Raw genomic sequence first — 16617 nt, forward strand, 5'->3', positions numbered from 1 at the left:
GGTGCGTACACATGAAAGGAAATAATAAGACTAAAATCATCGCGTTCATCTTTTTATTAGTGATGGCTGTGCTGTGGGTGTTTCCGTTAATCTGGGCTGTGTTCACTTCTTTCAAATCTGAAGCAGAGATCACGAATGCGGCGGTAAGCTTTTTGCCGATCCATTGGACTGTGAGCAACTACAGCGAATTACTCTTTAATAATGCTTCTACACCGGTAATGAAATGGTTCCTGAACTCACTGATTATCGCAGTCGGACATACCTTGCTGGTGCTGGTGGTTGTTTCGCTTGCGGCATATGGATACACAAGGCTTCAGTTCAAGGGACGGGATCTGTTATTCGGGATGCTGCTGGCATCGATGATGTTTCCTGCTGTTGTGAATCTGATTCCTTTGTACAGCATTGTCGACTCCATCGGGTGGGTGAACAACTTGCTGGCTGTCATTGTCCCAGGGGCAGCCGGGGTATTTAATATCTTCCTTGTACGGCAATTTGTCTTAGGGATACCTAAAACATTCGATGAATCCGCCAAGATAGACGGTGCCAGTGAATTCCAGATTTTCTGGCTGATCATCCTGCCGCTCCTACGACCTGTATTAACCGTTGTGGCATTGTTCAGTTTCACAGGAGCCTGGAATGATTTTCTATGGCCGTCCATTGTATTGAACGATATCGATAAGCTTCCAATTACACCAGGGCTGCAGCTGCTGCAAGGGCAATACATGACATATCCGGGGATCGGAACAGCGGGTGCATTGATTGCTTTGGTTCCGACCTTTCTGCTGTACCTGTTTGCGCAGCGGTATTTCATGCAGTCTATGTCTCTGTCATCAGGTGTGAAAGGATAATGTAATAGGAGGGGAAGCAATGAGCAGGTCGATGGAAAGAAAATTACTCTATGCTGTCAGCGGGTGGCAATTGCTCACAGGGTTCATCACCATTTTCTTTTACGCCTTCTATTGGAAAATGCAGGGAGCAGATACGGGATTGGAGCAGAACGGATTCCAATCCTGGTTCGATAACCTTTATATTTTCTCGGTTACATATGGTCTCTTTTTTGTAGTGATTGCTGTGTTGAATATTATTTTCGCTAGGAAGCTGTTGGGTGATAATACGCTTCAATATAAACTGCCAGTCTATTGGATCGGATTAGCTGCTGTATGCTACTTTTTGTCTGATTACATCAGCTTGATGCTTCTGCTGGTAGTTGCTGTAATGGCTTTGGCCAAAAACAAACCTATTAAACTGCAGACAGATAAATAAATCTTGGATGAGTGAAGGGGAGCAGAAAGAATGAACAGAACAGAATATCCCAGACCGCAATTACAAAGAAAAGAATGGATGAACTTAAACGGTGAATGGGATTTTGCATTTGATGATAGGAATGCAGGGTTGAAGGAAAGGTGGTTCCAAGCAGGGCACGCATTTGACCGAAAGATCAATGTGCCCTTTGCTTATCAGACGGAATTGAGCGGTATTGGGGATATAGCTTTTCATGATCATGTCTGGTATAGACGCGATTTTACCCTTCCTGAAAACTGGGATGGCAAGCGAGTCATTCTTCACTTTGGAGCAGTGGATTACCGAGCTTGGATATATATTAATGGACAGTATGCCGGATTCCATGAAGGCGGTCATGTTTCTTTTTCATTGGATATTACCGAGAACTTAACATGGGAAAAGGAGACAGTTGTTGTACGTGTGGAGGACCCCTCAATGGATGAGACAATCCCGAGAGGTAAGCAATTTTGGCAGGAACAATCAGATGCTATTTGGTACACGCGTACAACTGGTATTTGGCAAACTGTATGGCTTGAGCCTGTTGATGTAACGCGTATATCTAAACTGCGTATGACACCGGACATCGACCGCGGCGATATTATTGTGGAGTACGATGTGACGGGTGAATATGTGCAGAAGAAGGTAGAGATTGAGATTTCTTATAAAGGTGAAAGGATAGCCAAAGATACAGTCGAGCTGATTGATGCTTATAATAAGCGCGCAATCAATCTTTATAACCAGCGTATATTCCGAACTAATTTCCATCATATCGGCTGGAACTGGTCTCCGGAAAACCCTAACTTATTCGATATCCGCATCATCTTGAAAGATGACAATCATGTATTAGATGAAATAGATTCCTACTTCGGTATGCGGAAGGTGCATCAGGAAAATGGTATGGTTTATCTCAACAATAAACCTTATTACCAAAAGCTCGTGCTTGATCAAGGATATTGGCCGGAGGGGCTGCTGACGGCGCCTAGTGATGAGCACTTGAAAAGGGATATAGAATTAGCTTTGGAGATGGGGTTTAATGGCTGTCGAAAGCATCAAAAAGTAGAAGATCCGCGTTTCTTGTATTGGGCGGATAAGTTAGGATTCCTTGTTTGGGGAGAGTGTGCAGCCTTCCCGTCTTACAGTGAAGAAGCTGCGGGTAGGCTATCAAAGGAATGGATTGAAATCATAGAGCGTGATTATAATCATCCGTCTATCGTGGCTTGGGTTCCCGTTAACGAAAGCTGGGGTGTGCCTTTCATCAAGAGCAACAAGCAACAGCAGCATCACTCGTTGGCGATGTATCATCTTATTCATTCCTTGGATCCAACTCGATTGGTTATTTCCAATGACGGCTGGGAGCTGACAAGGTCCGATATCTGTGCAATTCATAACTATAATCACGGTTCCAATGAGGAAAAGGCAAAATATCAGCTATTTAAAAACTCTTTGGCGACGAAGGAATCTATACTGCATGCACAACCAGCTCTTCGCGGTATCTATGCTGATGGTTTCGAGCATGAAGGGGAACCGATTCTGCTGACCGAATTTGGTGGTATTGGATACAAAGTTGGTGAAGACAACGGCTGGGGATATACATCTGTAAAGAATGAAAAAGAGTTTGTAGAAGATTACAGACGAATAATGGAAGCTGTTTATAGTTCCGATATCCTGCATGGGTATTGTTATACACAATTGACAGATGTAGAGCAGGAAATCAATGGATTGTTGACATATAATCGAGAGCCGAAATGTGATCTGAAAGTTATTAAAGAAATTAATGACACTTGGCACGATGTTGTGGTGAAAGTCTAAAGCTGATGTAGAGACTGCTGGCATTTACTAGAGTCAGATTGAGAGAAGTTGTTGACTTTCCTAAAAATTATTGTAATAATATCTTTAATTTGATACTGGTACCTTTAATTCAGTCCCGTGAGGCTGACAAGGACATTCGGAAACTATGCGGAATATTAGGGATAGCTATACCCTTATATCCTCATGTTTAAAGAGGCTTCCTGTCAGTGATGGCAGGAAGCCTCTTTTCTTTTTTCCTCGGTACCAGTTTTAGTCTAACTAAAACAGGAGGAATAACAATGGAACAGAAAAAGATAGATCATGATTTTTCACTTCAGGCAGTACCGCAATCACACCGCAATGGTTTTTGGAAGATGCTGATGGTGATGCTTGGGTTTACATTTTTCTCGGCTAGCATGGTGTCGGGAGGAACTTTAGGTTTAGGTTTGTCCATGACACAATTCATTTTAATAGTTTTAGCAGGTAACTTGATTCTAGGAGCTTATACTGGAGCGCTTGCTTATATCTCAGCGAAGACCGGGCTATCCACGCACTTATTGACACGCTATGCCTTTGGTGAAAAAGGGTCTTACTTATCTTCCTTCTTGCTGAGTGCAACACAAGTAGGTTGGTTCGGAGTTGGAGCGGCTATGTTCGCTTTACCGGTTCATAAGGTGACAGGAATAGACACCTACGTACTGATTGTTATCTTAGGATTATGTATGACGGCATCAGCTTTCTTCGGAATGAAAGCATTGACGATTCTCAGCTTTATCGCAGTACCTTCGATTATAGCTCTAGGTGGGTTTTCGGTACTCGAAGCGGTTGATACACTTGGGGGATTCGGTGCCCTTATGCAGCATGAACCAGCTGAGACAATCAGTGTTGCAGCAGCATTGACGATCTGTGTGGGATCCTTTATCAGTGGTGGGACATTGACTCCCGACTTCACAAGATTCGCGAATAAACCGAAAAACGGCGTTATTACAACAGTCATCGCATTCTTTATCGGAAATTCCTTGATGTTCCTGTTTGGTGCAATTGGAGCCATCGTAACAGGTCAATCGGACATCTCAGAAGTGATGTTCCTGCAAGGGCTTATCATTCCGGCGATTATCGTGTTAGGCCTGAATATCTGGACGACAAATGATAATGCGATTTATGCGTCTGGACTGGGAATCTCCAATATTACGAAAATCAAAAAGAATAAAGTGGTCATTTTCAATGGTATTGTCGGAACTATCCTTGCGATGTGGCTGTATAACAACTTTGTAGGATTCTTGACAACGCTTGGTTCGGTACTGCCGCCTATCGGTGCCATCTTGATTGCAGACTACTTCATTGTATGCCGCGGGAAGTATCCAGCGTTTGAAACGATGACATTCAAAGCAGTGAACTGGAATGCAATGATCGCCTGGGCGATCGGAGCTGGTGCAGCGAAGTTTCTGCCTGGTATTCCGCCATTGAACGGATTGATTGGTGCGGCGGCAGTATATGTGGTTCTTTCAATCATTACAGCAAAAGCAGCTGAAGCGAAACTAAATCTTAATGTGGAAAAGGTGACAGAATCATGATTATTACAAATGCGAAACTAAGAAATAAAGATGGCCTCTGGCAAATACAAATCACAGAAGGAAAGATTGAAAGAATCGCTCCATCGATCGAAGCAAGCCGAGACGAGCAAATCATGGATGTGCAGGGGAACCTAGTACTGCCGCCATTTATTGAACCGCATATCCACCTGGATACGACGCTGACAGCAGGCGAGCCAAACTGGAATGAAAGCGGGACGTTGTTTGAAGGGATTCAGCGCTGGGCAGAGCGGAAAGAGCTGCTCACGCTGGAGGATGTAAAAACACGGGCGAAGCAAGCATTGAAATGGCAGATTGCACAAGGTATCCAGCATGTGCGTACGCATGTCGATGTGACAGATCCAGAATTAACAGCTTTAAAGGCATTGCTTGAAGTAAAAGAAGAGATGGCATCTTATGTTGATTTACAGCTTGTTGCATTCCCGCAGGAAGGAATTTTATCGTATCCAAATGGGGAGGAACTGCTGGAAGAATCACTTCGCATGGGAGCAGATGTTGTCGGCGGCATCCCGCATTACGAGTTTACGAGAGAGTACGGCGTGGAGTCCTTGCAGACAGCATTTAAATTAGCCGAAAAATACGATCGTCTCGTTGATATCCATTGTGATGAAATCGACGATGAACAATCCCGTTTTGTCGAGGTAGTAGCAGCAGAAGCGCATCGCTACGGCATGGGCGAACGAGTGACAGCCAGCCATACAACAGCTATGGGCTCCTATAACGATGCCTACACTTCAAAACTATTCCGTCTTTTGAAGCTATCCAATATCAACATGGTAGCTAATCCATTAGTCAACATCCATCTTCAAGGACGCTTTGACACATATCCGAAACGAAGAGGAATCACCAGAGTGAAAGAGCTCCAGGAAGCAGGAATCAACGTCAGCTTTGGCCATGATGATATCTTTGACCCATGGTACCCGCTAGGAACAGGCAACATGCTGCAAGTCCTGCACATGGGCATCCACGTAACGCAGCTGATGGGCTACGACCAAATCGTCAATAGCATCGACATGATCACGGCTAACAGCGCAAGAACACTGCATATCGAAGACAAGTACGGCATTGAAGAAGGAAAGCCAGCCAACTTGATCGTGCTGGAAGCAGAGAATGAATACGAAGCGATTCGCAAGCAAGCTGCAGTGCTTTACTCTGTACGGAATGGTGAGGTTATTGCGGAGACGAAGCCGAGGGAAACAAAGCTGACATTTGGTGAGAAAGTAGAAAATGTCACATTCAAAAAATAAACCTTTCATGTTATGCAGATAATAAGAATAAGAGATTGGATTATTTCCAATCTCTTATTTTTTTAACCTGCTTGGCTTGCTTGCACCGCTGGCTCGCTCTGAATGTATTTCCCAAATACAAAACGAACGATTGGTCCTACGATAAGCAGCTGGAAAGGCAGCGCGAAGATAAAGTTTTTCAGTGCGATTGATCCATAGCTACTAAGCCAAGATACTCCGCTCAAACCATTTGCGGCATATGAAGAAACAAGTCCGAATACGGACATGCAAAGCACCATTCCAACTACCATACAGCAGGAAAGTGCCAAAATTGCAGGCAGTCGCTTTGTTTTATCAAAAGGCAGTGAAAATGCGATTCTATGTGCAAGTGGTCCAACAATAAAAGATTCCAATAGAAAAGCAATTACAAATCCCAAAGCGAATTGCATAAGCATTCCCTGTAGAGAAAGCACACCAATTAGATCATTAATAATCAAATTATACGTAGTCATCCCCACGACCATCCCCACACACATCATCAATCCAAAAATAATATTTTCTTTCTTGGTTGTAGGCAAAATAACTTCATCCCCTTTGTGTAAAAGCACTTGCTAAGTATATCGAGGGAAAGGGGTGTTACATAAGTGAACTTTTTGTGAACAAAAATAAGCTTAAACAATGAATTAATTACAATCCACAACCTTTTTACCAGTACAATTCGGTCGTATTTTGGAAAAACAAGGCAGAAGTCTTACAGATTTTTTTCTGGGAATCCTTTACTGTAGTAGTGATGAAGTTTTGTACGGTGTGACGCAAAGCAAGGAGGATGATTGGAATGTCTTTAGCTTCCATAGATAGTCAAATCCGCAGTATGAATAGTTCAATCAATGGGTTGCGTGGGCAAGTGCTCCAAAAGCAAGAAGAAGTACAGCGCCTTGAACGTGCGATTTCGGAAATCTCAGGTCTGCAAGGAGATTATGAAGAAAGCAGGAAGTATTGGCAGGATATCGATTTGACAGCGCAGACATGGAAGGGAGAGCTTGCAGATAAATTTGATGCTTTCCGTAATGGAGAGCTGTCGGCTAGCTTTAAAGATGTGGCTCAAAATGAGGTGCAGCGAGTTCTGGAAGCGTTAGAGCAGGCGAAGGGCATGCTTATTGCGGAGATCGATTCGTGTCAGATGCAGATGGCGACAAAACAAAATTCATTAGAACGACTTCGTGCAGATCGGAAGAAGGAGCTGCAGTCATGAGTGAAATCAGATTAAAAGCAGATCATGTTCAGCAGAAATTGACGAATCTCCAAAACTCCCTGACTGATTTCCAATCTGGAAAACTAGATAGAGGCAGCGGCCGGGAGATGTTTGATGTCCAGGCGAAAATCAATGATATCAATGTATCGCTGAATAGTCTTATAAAAGAATATCAGCAGATGGCTCTGCAGCATGTAGTGGCAAGCCAAGATGCTGTGGATTCCCTCGAGAAGTTCGAACAGACAGTGGCTAAAGCTATTGATGCTTTTACAATAGGATAGGAGTGATCACTGCATGGCGATTCATGTGAAACGTAATACAGGTATGATGGGTGGATTAGCTAGGGTTGCTTTATATGTAGATGGACAGCATACTGCAAAACTCGGCAATGATGAGGATACGACTATCAGCCTTGATGATGAGGCTGTAAAGCTGAAGGCCAAGCAGTGGTTCTTTGGCAGCAAGGAACTGGAGGTAGTTGACGAGGCTAATGTGGAGGTAAGAATCAATATGACTGCAATGCTTCTCCTCCTGGCTGCGATCGTCTGCTTATTCCTTGGTGTCATGATTGCGCCAATTTTTACTGCAGTGGCAGGCATTCTCTTTCTTGTCTGTATAATCTATAGTACGAAAAATTGGTTCCAATTAATAAAAGTTAAATAGAAAAATACGAATCTCTAAAGCTAGTGAGTACCTTTGAAGTACAAAATCACTGGCTTTTATTATATATCTTTCCTCCTGTATTCCATCAGTTCTTGTATTACCTATGGCATGTTTCTGTATTTTTCTTATTAGTAGCTTTGGCACATTTTGAGAGAAGGTCATTGATACAGGCACAATTCATAATAGAATGAAGAAAGATAAGTGGATATATATGGTTTTTCGGTGGCTTGCTGAAAACAAAGAAGCGAATCCTGAGGCAGAAAGGGCTGATAAAATGGCTTTTCTATGGTTCAAGACAGATACGGAAGCAAAAAGAGACGACTACCTCAAGTTGTATAACGAATTGGAAGAAGCAAAGGCAGAACATGACAAGCTGGTAAGCGAAGCGGAGTCTTATTTTTCTTCCTATAAAGGTAGTGTGCCGTGTATGGCAGAGGATGCTATTCCGAGTAATGACTTCATACCGGCACAGGAGCGGCTTGATAAAAAACTGACGGATTACTTGGATAACGAGAAGGAATATCGCAGTAAGCTCGTTACGGCGAGTGATCGGGCATATGAACGATATCTTCATTATAAGAGTAAGGCAATGGAAGAAGCGAAGGAGGACTAAGCTATGGCGAAGGATGTGATCATCAATCAAGCTGAATTGGAAACAGCCAAATCATCGGCAGCAAAGCTGAAGGAATCACTTGATAATACGTATGCACAAGGAGAAGCTCTGCTTTCTCTCGTGCAAGGATCCAACTGGGAAGGTAAGTCACGTGACAGCTTCCTTGCTTACTTGGAGCTGCTGCTTCAATATCATGCTGATCTTAAGGATGCCGCCTCTTTGCAGAAGAAAGCGCTGGATAATATAGAGAAATATCAATCTGATTTCCAAAATTATAATTTGGTGAAGGAAGTGAAGAGCCTATGACGCAGCCAGATAGGGATACCTTTCATGTGACCGAACTCTATTTACTCGCTGCGGCGTTTGATGCGGAGGCTTTATTTGGCCTGCCGGATAAGAAGATCTATCAGCTGCAGGGAGAAGAACCTTGGAGTCGGGCGCATAAACGCTTGATTCAGAAAGGCGTTTTTACAGAGGAAGGCAAGCTGACGAAATCAGGTGCTGTGATTATTAAAACGTTGTACGAATACTTCTTCAGCCAAAAATATGTGCGGATCAATAACCTTATGTTCGCGTTTCGGGAGAAGCAAGCGGAAGAAGTGACCATTCTTGTGGAGACAGCGGAGAAGGAGTACAAACTCTATGTGATGGCCAAGCCGCTTGTACTGAAATTACTTAGCGAGAAAGTACCGCTTCTGAATCGTGAACCTGCCGAAGAAGAAAAACATTTCCTGCGTCGGGAGCTGCCGGCTGAGGAAAGGGCAGCGATCAACGAGCTTGGTGTCACGAATGATATCGCAAATATAGAACTTTTCCATCCCCGGGTGAAGCCGCAGGTCGCAAGCAACCCGGACCATTATCAGCAATGGCTTGTCCTCTCTGAACATGACAAGCTGATTATGATTGATACGACCGAGAAGCAGTACTATCATGCAAGTCAATATTGGTTTATGAAGGTATTATTTGATGCATTGGACTTCCCATATCGACAGAAAGAGGGGGTAAGATAGATGGCTAGTGGTAATATCGCGGTTGATCCGATAGAGATTACCGATATTTATAAGCAGCTCATGGCTATCATGGAGGATTTACAATCGAACGCAGTTCCTGCAATCGAAAATATTAAAAACACGAAATTCTATCAAGAAGGAAAAGCGATGGAAGCAATCGAAGCTTATCCTGAAGCAAATGAAAAGTTCATGGAACTGCAGGATCACTACGCACGCATCTCCTCCTTGGTGATTGAAACGCTGAACACGATGATTGAGACAGATGAAGCAATTGCCCTGAAAATCATCGATGCATTGGAGGTGTAAAACGTGGATGTAAAATACCGAAGCAGCCAATGGGATAAGACGAAAGATAGTCTGCGTAACTTGATTGGCCTGGGTGTCTGGGGCAAAGGCATGATCGATACGATGAAAGACATCACAGACAACTTGGACGAAGCAAGCGAAAAGGTGGCAAAGTATGATTCCGACGGAGTTGTCTCGTTCTCTTATACAAGCGATAAAGATAAATACCAGCGATTGTTCGAGGACTTTAAAGTCCTGGAGGATTACAGTGGAAGTGTCGGCGATATAGTAGAAGATACAATCGATCAGCCCTTCTATGAAGATATTGATGTCTTTGTCCAGAAAGTGCGAGATTCTTCCATCTCCAACTACACGACCTCGAACCATATTGGTGCAACGGAGACAATACCTATCTCTTATTATGGTTCCTACCAGGAATACGAAACAGAGAAAACAGAAATCACCATCGATGATATACTGAGCGGAGACAACTATTATGCTGATCAAATCAAGGCTTCTTTTGAGGAATGGAAAGTACAGAACCCGGATGAAGACATCAGCTACGAAGATTATCGCACTGCTGCCGTCAACACAAGAGCCTTTGAATATGAGTCCATTGAGGACGGGCAGTTTACAAAAGAGTTTTGGGTAAATATTGCAGCCCTCGTCGTCATTGTTGGCGTAACCGTTGTATGTCCGCCAGCTGGCGCTGTACTAGGAGCGGCTTATGCGACAGTGGAGATGGGAAGTGCTATTTCTGGTCAGGACTGGGCTTCAGGGCGGGAGCTGGATACATCGGAACGATGGATACGGGGAATCTTAGCTCCTATCGATATCATTCCGGCTGGACGTGCTGTAACAAGTTTTAGTGGGGCAACAAGGTCGACAAGTGCAGTAATTGATATAGGACGAATGAAGAGTAAGTCTAGTGTTTCAGTTACTGCGCTAAATGCAGCGACTCCAAATAACGCTTCAAACATAGTGTATTTATCGGATAAAGTCAGCCAAGCAACTGCAACTAGATTAAAGAGTTCAAGGTATGTTTTGGAAGAACAACTTAGAGTGGAGAAGCTAGCCGCTGGCGGAGAAAATGCGGTTTACAGGAATGGCACTGGAGCAAATGCTGCAATTGATAAATCATTAAAAGATCAAGTTAATAATAGTAGCCGAATTGATCAATTCGACTTTAAAACTTGGGAAGAAATGCCTGCTAGAGGTCAACGAAGGGTAGCTCCTAATGGACAAAGAATCATGAACATCAGAGAGCTAAAGCAATTTAGAAAAGAGATGGCTAGTTTAGGGATAAATGTTGTTTTGGATAAAAAAGGGAACATCCTGCCAAGTTTTGCTGCAGCAGGCTTTATGGCTGAAACAGGCCAGATATATCTTAGAAGACAACCTACGTTATTAAGTGCTTTACACGAATCCTACCACGCGCAGCAGTGGAGGGAATTAGGTAAAGAGAATTACCTGAAACAATCCACTCTTGAAAGAGAAGAATATGTTTATAATGAAATTATGAAAAATCGGGATATGTTCTCAAAAGAAGAAATCCTATTTTCACAGAGGTATATCTTTAAACTGAGGCATGGTGATTGGCCGCCGAAAGACTGGGTAGGATTTGAAAATTAAGGAGCGAAAATATGAAAACGAAGTTAACTGCTCAACAAGTATTAGTAATAGCGAACAATTATAAGAGAGACTTCAATTTATCCGGAAGTATTGAAAATGATAACAATAGAACCATAAGGTCATATGACGGTTTCGATGGTGTTCAAGGTGTTGCATGGCTAGTTCTTGTAGGCATAACCCCAACGGGATTTGAGGCTGAAGATGAATATACTATTGTCATATCTGATGAACAGGCGAAAGTTGAATATATCATTGATCCAAATGGTCACTACTATGCACCTCACGATAAAGATAGCAATGAAATGTCAGATGAGGAATTTGATGCGATATGGGATGAGGATACGAATTAATTAAGCTATATATCAATGCACTTTTACGTATTCATCAAGATAATGGAAACGATGTCGAAAGCACTTATTAAATATAATAAGTGCTTTTTGGGGTACTTGAAGTTTAGGATGACTAACGTAAAATTTTCCGAAACCTTTATGAATTAACCTCGTATATAACCTAACACTTTTTTTAGAAACTATAGGAGAGATGAACTTGGAATACGCAATATCCACTCAAAAGACAATCATGCAGAAGGTGCTGCAGACGTTCTTGATGACGCTGCTGTTGGCGACGCTTGGAATCTATGCTGGCCATTTTGTGCCGCCTGTGCTTATTTTGCCATTAATCGTAATTGAATTAGGTATGATAATTGCTGCCTTCTGGCTTAGACGGAAGAAGGCTGTCAGCTATACGTTTATTTATATATTTGCCGTGATTTCAGGTATTACGACATACCCGGCAGTAGCTTATTATGCTTCCATTGGTGGAGCCAATATTGTCCTGTATGCTTTCGCGACAACGTTTGTCATCTTTGGCGTAATGGCGCTGGTAGGGGTTAAATCAAAAAAAGATTTTTCCTTCCTTGGCGGATTCTTGTTTGTGGCCTTGATTGCGCTGATTGTAACAGGTTTGATCGGAATTTTTGTCCCGTATAGTGATGCGACAATGCTCGTTTTCTCGGGTATCGGTTCTGTCGTGTTTTCACTCTATATCCTGTATGATTTTAATCAAATGGCGAGAGACCATGTTACAGAAGAGATGATTCCTCTAATGGCATTGAATCTGTATTTGGACTTTATCAACTTGTTCATGAACTTACTTCGATTCTTGGGGATCATGTCTAAGGACTAATAAAAAACCGGAGAGCTGAACAGCTCTCCGGTTTTGTTTTACTTCTTATTAACAGAAGCGTCATAAATCGTATCCACAGCATCCTTCAATGCTGCATCAAATTCTTCCTGAGACTGACCTGCGTTTAGCTCTGCTGCCAAAGCGCGGGAGAAGCTGGCGATTACGCCTTCGTTTTCTTTGAGCTTTTCGTTTGCTTCGTCGCGGGAGTAGCCGCCGGATAAAGCAACGACGCGGACAACGCGTGGATGCTCGGTGAGTTCTTTATATAGATTTGCTTTCGTTGGGATGGAAAGCTTGAGCATGACATTTTCTTCTTCGGACAAATCGTTTAGATGGCGGAAGATTTCATCCCGAAGGATTTTCTCGCATTTCTCTTTATCCTCGCTGTGAATATTCACTTCTGGTTCTATGATTGGAACGATACCAGCTGCGATGATACTTTTGCCGATTTCGAATTGCTGATCTACGACCGCTTTGATGCCGCTGACGTTAGGCTCTTTGATGACCGAACGCATTTTTGTTCCGAAAATATGTCGTTCGGATGCGCGGCCGAGTGTTTCGTTCAGGTTATCGATCGGTTTCATCAGCTGAACGCCGTCTTTTTCCTCTGCCAAACCTTTATCGACTTTCAAGAATGGCACAATCCCTTTTTCTTCCCAAAGGTAATCAGCTGTGTACTTGCCTTCGATTTCCCTATCCATCGTCTGTTCGAATAGGATAGCTCCTAGAATCTTGTCTTTGTTGAATGCAGGGGAAGTGATGATACGTGTGCGCATGTCGTGGACGAGCTTGAACATCTCGTCTTCGTTTGAATAAGCATCTTCGGATACGCCGTACTCTGCCAATGCTTTCGGTGTGCTGCCGCCGCTTTGATCCAATGCTGCGATGAAGCCTTTGCCGTTTTTGATGATGTCGAATTGCTTTTCGTTCATATCTGCCACTCCTTTAATTCGTTTTATAGCTGAAAAAATGCTCCATGTTCACTGTTCCCTTTTATCCAGTGTTTTAACATTAAATGTTTGATAAGGTTTCCATTTCGGGATTTCCAGGCTGTGGAAGCGTATATGCGGGAGTGAAAACGATGTTTCGCTGTTTATCGGGACCTTTGAGTATAACTTAAGTTGGATTGACGGCTGATTGGGCATGTTATAGGGTAAGTTTGACTATTTCAACGGACGGTATGGAAGGAAGGGCATTCATGAGCATTAGGACTCGGTTATTCATCATGCTGCTCTTATTCATCATTCTGCCTTATTTTCTCTTTGTGATTTTTATTTATGAGAATAGCAAATCGAGTATTGAGGAGCGGGATTTGGCAAGGAGCCGAGAGGAATTAAATGAGAGCGGAGCAGATTTGGAACAGTACGCAGATGAGATGGTCCGGCTCCCTTACAGCTTGTTCAATATGCCAGAGGTCCAACAGGTACTGGAGAATGGCATGCTGGCAGAGACGACAGAGCATGTGCGAGCTTTTGAAAATAGTGTGGAGACATATGCGGCGACACGACCGGATATCCGTCAGCTGCGGTTTTATTTTCAACAAGATCAGCAGTCTTTGACGGTTTACCAATCAAATGTCGGTGCTCCAAAGCCTGCTCCGGATTATCTGGAGCACTCACCTTTCAGGGAGATGAACGATTCGAAGGCAGCTTACATGCTGGAAACTCCTCATGTCCTCGAGAACGAAGACAAAGTAGCGATCGTTCCGGAATCGGACAATACAATCGTGCTGCCGATCCAGCATAGGATAACAGACGTACTGAGTGGAGAATTTCTAGGATTCCTGACGACTGATATAGAAGTATCATCTTTCTCGCGGCTGCTTGAGGCTGTTACAAGAGAAACAGGGACGCAGGTTTTGCTTGTAAATGGAAAGGAAGAGATCGTCTACAGCAAAGATTTTAAACAGATTGGCACAAATATGGACGAGTCTCAATTAGCAGCGGAGGGAGGAAATATCGTCCTTCGGGAGGAGCTGGGCAAGCCCTTGGCTGGCTGGCAGCTGATCAAGGTTACATCAAAGGATGAGCTGTTCCGTGATGCGAGGGAGACGGCCTGGACGAATGTCGTATTAGGCATCGGCGTTGTCCTATTGGGGACCATACTGGTTCTGGTCGTTTCCCGTGTGTTTACAAAACCGATTATTACTCTAAGTGAGAAGGTGCGATCCATAGAAGGCGGTCAGATGAACGTCCAGCTAAAAACAGAGCGTAAGGATGAAATTGGCCACCTGTCTGCACATATGCAGGAGATGCTGAATCGAATCGATTCTCATATCGCACGTGAATATAAGCTTGAGCTGGAGGCGAGGGAGAGTCAGCTTAGAATGCTCAAATCACAGGTGAATCCGCATTTCCTCTTTAATGCATTGCAATCCATCGGAGCTGTTGCCCTGCGGTCAGATGACCGGGAAGTGTACAAGCTGCTCGTATCCTTATCCAAAATGATGCGGTATGCTTTGCAGGCCGATCAGCTCGTACCGGTGCGGGAGGAGCTTGGTTATATTGACTCCTATATCGCATTGCAAAAAGAACGTTTTGGAGCAGATTTGCCAATCGCTATTCAAGTGGAGAAAAGCATACAGGAATATAGAATACCAAGCATGCTGCTGCAGCCGCTTGTTGAAAATTATTTTAAGCATAGCTATGAAACTATGCGGGACAAAAGCAGCTTTATCCTAAAGGGAACGGAAAGAGACGGATTGCTGGTGTTCAGCGCAGCTAGCTACGGTGCAACAGTGAGCGCCGATGAGATTCGTCTGCTGCGCGAGGGAGTTGCTGGCGGAACAGGGCTGCAAAATATCGCGGAGCGTATCCAGCTGCATCATGGCGATAAGGCAGCGTTTCAAATTGATAATATGAACGGAAAAGGGTTTGAGGTCACGATTTGTATTCCGGCACAGGAGCAGGGAGGTCAGTAGCATGAAGGCGTTACTCGTGGATGATGAAAGAAATGGGCGTGAGGTGCTGCGTGCGCTTGGTGAGTGGGAGCAGAATGGAATAACTGTTCTTTTGGAAGCAAGTGACGGGGAAGAGGCGCTAGAGCTTATTGAATCGGAGCAGCCGGAGATCATTTTCACTGATATCAAGATGCCGCGTATGAACGGCATTGAACTGATGGAGCAGTTGCATGCTGCTGACTACCGAGGGAAGTGCATTCTAGTAACTGGTTATGATGATTACCAGTTCATGCGAAAAGCTATTCAATTCAACAGCTTTGATTATTTGCTGAAGCCAATCGATCCGGAAGCTTTTACTAAGGTGCTGGAGAACGTGACGCAAGCCATTGTCGCTGAAAAGCAGTCTTTGGAGAGCGAAGCAGAGGTTCTCGTGGATGCTAGGAGGCTGATTTTGGAGCAGCAGATTTCGGCATTGTGTATGGGAGAGCTGAAGGATTTCTCCATCTTACAAAATGTTTTGCCGCAGGAAGAAAAGATCGATCTTACGTTGCTGTCTTTTTATCATATGCATCAGCCGGACCAAGTAATGGAAGCTCTGACGGGAGAACTGCATCGATATGCAATTGGTGATCTATTCCGTTTCCAGCAAGAGGATAACTTGTACGTTGTTTTGTCTGCGGCTGATCAGTGGCTGCAGATAGAGAATTGGCTGCGTCAGCATTTGGATATACCCGTACGGCTTGTACAAAAGACGCTGCGTTCTCTGGAAGAGATTTCTTCTGTATTCGAGCAGCTTACAGTAGAGTTGGCGGAGCATCGTTATCGCACCATCAGGAGACTCGAAGAACTGGAAAGTGAACAGCGTGGCCAAGACATCGTTGCTTATGTGCAGAGCTACTACATGGAGGATGTAAGCCTGGAGCGATTATCAAAGCTCTTCTTCCTGTCAAAGGAGCATATTTCACGTAAATTCAAGCAAGAGACCGGGATGACATTATCCCGGTACGTGACAGATTGCCGTATGAAGCAGGCGAAGCAATGGCTGGAGACAACCGACAAAACGATGTATGACATAGCCAGGCTGCTTGGCTATCAAGATGAAGTCTATTTCTCGAAGCTATTCAAAAAGGAAACAGGATTAACCCCGACTGCTTATAGAACTGAGCATAATGAGCAGGAGGAAAGATAATT

At 43.8% G+C, this 16617-nt stretch carries 19 protein-coding genes; 17 read left to right on the forward strand and 2 right to left on the reverse strand.

Annotated elements, in window-relative coordinates; all coding sequences use genetic code 11:
- The first annotated feature begins 11 nt into the window (after positions 1-11).
- The 5 genes from ACH6C1_RS01700 (at position 12) to ACH6C1_RS01720 (ending at position 5908) form a co-directional block, all read left to right on the forward strand.
- Entirely contained in the window at positions 12-848 is an 837-nt protein-coding gene (locus ACH6C1_RS01700) for a carbohydrate ABC transporter permease (protein WP_374074054.1), read from the forward strand.
- Between the two features lie 19 nt (positions 849-867).
- A complete protein-coding gene (locus ACH6C1_RS01705) occupies positions 868-1263 on the forward strand; it encodes a hypothetical protein (protein WP_374074057.1) in 396 nt (131 codons plus the stop codon).
- Positions 1264-1293: 30 nt separating this feature from the next.
- Positions 1294-3090, forward strand: a complete 1797-nt coding sequence (locus tag ACH6C1_RS01710; RefSeq protein ID WP_374074059.1) for a glycoside hydrolase family 2 protein — start codon at positions 1294-1296, stop codon at positions 3088-3090.
- Between the two features lie 278 nt (positions 3091-3368).
- Positions 3369-4643 carry a cytosine permease gene (codB, locus tag ACH6C1_RS01715; protein ID WP_374074062.1) on the forward strand — a complete coding sequence of 425 codons (1275 nt, stop codon included), beginning with the start codon at positions 3369-3371 and terminating at the stop codon, positions 4641-4643.
- On the forward strand, positions 4640-5908 hold the full coding sequence (locus ACH6C1_RS01720) for a cytosine deaminase (RefSeq protein ID WP_374074064.1): 1269 nt from the start codon (positions 4640-4642) through the stop codon (positions 5906-5908). The genes codB and ACH6C1_RS01720 overlap by 4 nt, the downstream gene beginning before the upstream one ends.
- A gap of 62 nt (positions 5909-5970) precedes the next feature.
- Here the strand turns inward: ACH6C1_RS01720 and ACH6C1_RS01725 are convergent, their stop codons facing one another.
- Entirely contained in the window at positions 5971-6465 is a 495-nt protein-coding gene (locus ACH6C1_RS01725; protein ID WP_374074066.1) for a DUF2798 domain-containing protein, read from the reverse strand.
- Positions 6466-6722: 257 nt separating this feature from the next.
- On the opposite strand from ACH6C1_RS01725, the gene ACH6C1_RS01730 reads away from it, so the two are divergent.
- The 10 genes from ACH6C1_RS01730 (at position 6723) to ACH6C1_RS01775 (ending at position 12527) form a co-directional block, all read left to right on the forward strand.
- Positions 6723-7139, forward strand: coding sequence for a YwqH-like family protein (locus ACH6C1_RS01730; RefSeq protein ID WP_176465630.1), 417 nt, complete (start codon positions 6723-6725; stop codon positions 7137-7139).
- The gene (locus ACH6C1_RS01735; RefSeq protein WP_374074068.1) at positions 7136-7420 is read left to right on the forward strand and encodes a YwqI/YxiC family protein; all 285 of its coding nucleotides are present in this window, start codon (positions 7136-7138) and stop codon (positions 7418-7420) included. Before ACH6C1_RS01730 ends, ACH6C1_RS01735 begins: the two co-directional genes overlap by 4 nt.
- A 13-nt stretch (positions 7421-7433) precedes the next feature.
- Positions 7434-7802, forward strand: coding sequence for a hypothetical protein (locus ACH6C1_RS01740; protein WP_374074070.1), 369 nt, complete (start codon positions 7434-7436; stop codon positions 7800-7802).
- A gap of 211 nt (positions 7803-8013) precedes the next feature.
- Positions 8014-8415 (forward strand): chorismate synthase, encoded by a 402-nt coding sequence (locus ACH6C1_RS01745; RefSeq protein WP_374074072.1) that lies wholly within the window; start codon positions 8014-8016, stop codon positions 8413-8415.
- Between the two features lie 3 nt (positions 8416-8418).
- Positions 8419-8721, forward strand: coding sequence for a WXG100 family type VII secretion target (locus ACH6C1_RS01750; RefSeq protein ID WP_374074074.1), 303 nt, complete (start codon positions 8419-8421; stop codon positions 8719-8721).
- The gene (locus ACH6C1_RS01755) at positions 8718-9425 is read left to right on the forward strand and encodes a DUF5081 family protein (RefSeq protein WP_374074076.1); all 708 of its coding nucleotides are present in this window, start codon (positions 8718-8720) and stop codon (positions 9423-9425) included. Before ACH6C1_RS01750 ends, ACH6C1_RS01755 begins: the two co-directional genes overlap by 4 nt.
- Positions 9426-9731 carry a hypothetical protein gene (locus tag ACH6C1_RS01760; RefSeq protein WP_374074079.1) on the forward strand — a complete coding sequence of 102 codons (306 nt, stop codon included), beginning with the start codon at positions 9426-9428 and terminating at the stop codon, positions 9729-9731.
- A gap of 3 nt (positions 9732-9734) precedes the next feature.
- Complete coding sequence (locus tag ACH6C1_RS01765) at positions 9735-11342, forward strand: zincin-like metallopeptidase toxin domain-containing protein (RefSeq protein ID WP_374074081.1); 1608 nt, start codon at positions 9735-9737, stop codon at positions 11340-11342.
- An 11-nt stretch (positions 11343-11353) separates the two neighbouring features.
- The gene (locus tag ACH6C1_RS01770) at positions 11354-11692 is read left to right on the forward strand and encodes a hypothetical protein (RefSeq protein ID WP_374074083.1); all 339 of its coding nucleotides are present in this window, start codon (positions 11354-11356) and stop codon (positions 11690-11692) included.
- Positions 11693-11921: 229 nt separating this feature from the next.
- The gene (locus ACH6C1_RS01775) at positions 11922-12527 is read left to right on the forward strand and encodes a Bax inhibitor-1/YccA family protein (RefSeq protein ID WP_374075537.1); all 606 of its coding nucleotides are present in this window, start codon (positions 11922-11924) and stop codon (positions 12525-12527) included.
- A gap of 38 nt (positions 12528-12565) precedes the next feature.
- On the opposite strand, the gene ACH6C1_RS01780 is transcribed toward ACH6C1_RS01775, so the two are convergent.
- Positions 12566-13459, reverse strand: a complete 894-nt coding sequence (locus tag ACH6C1_RS01780; protein ID WP_374074085.1) for a fructose bisphosphate aldolase — start codon at positions 13457-13459, stop codon at positions 12566-12568.
- 266 nt (positions 13460-13725) lie between these two features.
- Between ACH6C1_RS01780 and ACH6C1_RS01785 the strand changes: the two genes are divergently transcribed.
- Complete coding sequence (locus tag ACH6C1_RS01785; protein WP_374074087.1) at positions 13726-15447, forward strand: cache domain-containing sensor histidine kinase; 1722 nt, start codon at positions 13726-13728, stop codon at positions 15445-15447.
- A 1-nt stretch (position 15448) separates the two neighbouring features.
- Positions 15449-16615, forward strand: coding sequence for a response regulator (locus tag ACH6C1_RS01790; RefSeq protein WP_374074089.1), 1167 nt, complete (start codon positions 15449-15451; stop codon positions 16613-16615).
- Positions 16616-16617: the final 2 nt, after the last annotated feature.

This window comes from Terribacillus sp. JSM ZJ617 (genome assembly GCF_044383785.1).
Taxonomy (GTDB): domain Bacteria; phylum Bacillota; class Bacilli; order Bacillales; family Amphibacillaceae; genus Terribacillus.

Excerpts from the sequence above, each read along its gene's own strand:
- ACH6C1_RS01750 (WP_374074074.1), top strand. The coding sequence starts at position 8,419 with ATGGCGAAGGATGTGATCATCAATCAAGCTGAATTGGAAACAGCCAAA.
- ACH6C1_RS01770 (WP_374074083.1), top strand. The coding sequence starts at position 11,354 with ATGAAAACGAAGTTAACTGCTCAACAAGTATTAGTAATAGCGAACAAT.
- ACH6C1_RS01730 (WP_176465630.1), top strand. The coding sequence starts at position 6,723 with ATGTCTTTAGCTTCCATAGATAGTCAAATCCGCAGTATGAATAGTTCA.
- ACH6C1_RS01785 (WP_374074087.1), top strand. The coding sequence starts at position 13,726 with ATGAGCATTAGGACTCGGTTATTCATCATGCTGCTCTTATTCATCATT.
- ACH6C1_RS01735 (WP_374074068.1), top strand. The coding sequence starts at position 7,136 with ATGAGTGAAATCAGATTAAAAGCAGATCATGTTCAGCAGAAATTGACG.
- ACH6C1_RS01760 (WP_374074079.1), top strand. The coding sequence starts at position 9,426 with ATGGCTAGTGGTAATATCGCGGTTGATCCGATAGAGATTACCGATATT.
- ACH6C1_RS01740 (WP_374074070.1), top strand. The coding sequence starts at position 7,434 with ATGGCGATTCATGTGAAACGTAATACAGGTATGATGGGTGGATTAGCT.
- ACH6C1_RS01780 (WP_374074085.1), bottom strand. The coding sequence starts at position 13,459 with ATGAACGAAAAGCAATTCGACATCATCAAAAACGGCAAAGGCTTCATC.
- ACH6C1_RS01745 (WP_374074072.1), top strand. The coding sequence starts at position 8,014 with ATGGTTTTTCGGTGGCTTGCTGAAAACAAAGAAGCGAATCCTGAGGCA.
- ACH6C1_RS01710 (WP_374074059.1), top strand. The coding sequence starts at position 1,294 with ATGAACAGAACAGAATATCCCAGACCGCAATTACAAAGAAAAGAATGG.
- ACH6C1_RS01755 (WP_374074076.1), top strand. The coding sequence starts at position 8,718 with ATGACGCAGCCAGATAGGGATACCTTTCATGTGACCGAACTCTATTTA.
- codB (WP_374074062.1), top strand. The coding sequence starts at position 3,369 with ATGGAACAGAAAAAGATAGATCATGATTTTTCACTTCAGGCAGTACCG.
- ACH6C1_RS01705 (WP_374074057.1), top strand. The coding sequence starts at position 868 with ATGAGCAGGTCGATGGAAAGAAAATTACTCTATGCTGTCAGCGGGTGG.
- ACH6C1_RS01720 (WP_374074064.1), top strand. The coding sequence starts at position 4,640 with ATGATTATTACAAATGCGAAACTAAGAAATAAAGATGGCCTCTGGCAA.
- ACH6C1_RS01700 (WP_374074054.1), top strand. The coding sequence starts at position 12 with ATGAAAGGAAATAATAAGACTAAAATCATCGCGTTCATCTTTTTATTA.
- ACH6C1_RS01775 (WP_374075537.1), top strand. The coding sequence starts at position 11,922 with ATGCAGAAGGTGCTGCAGACGTTCTTGATGACGCTGCTGTTGGCGACG.
- ACH6C1_RS01790 (WP_374074089.1), top strand. The coding sequence starts at position 15,449 with ATGAAGGCGTTACTCGTGGATGATGAAAGAAATGGGCGTGAGGTGCTG.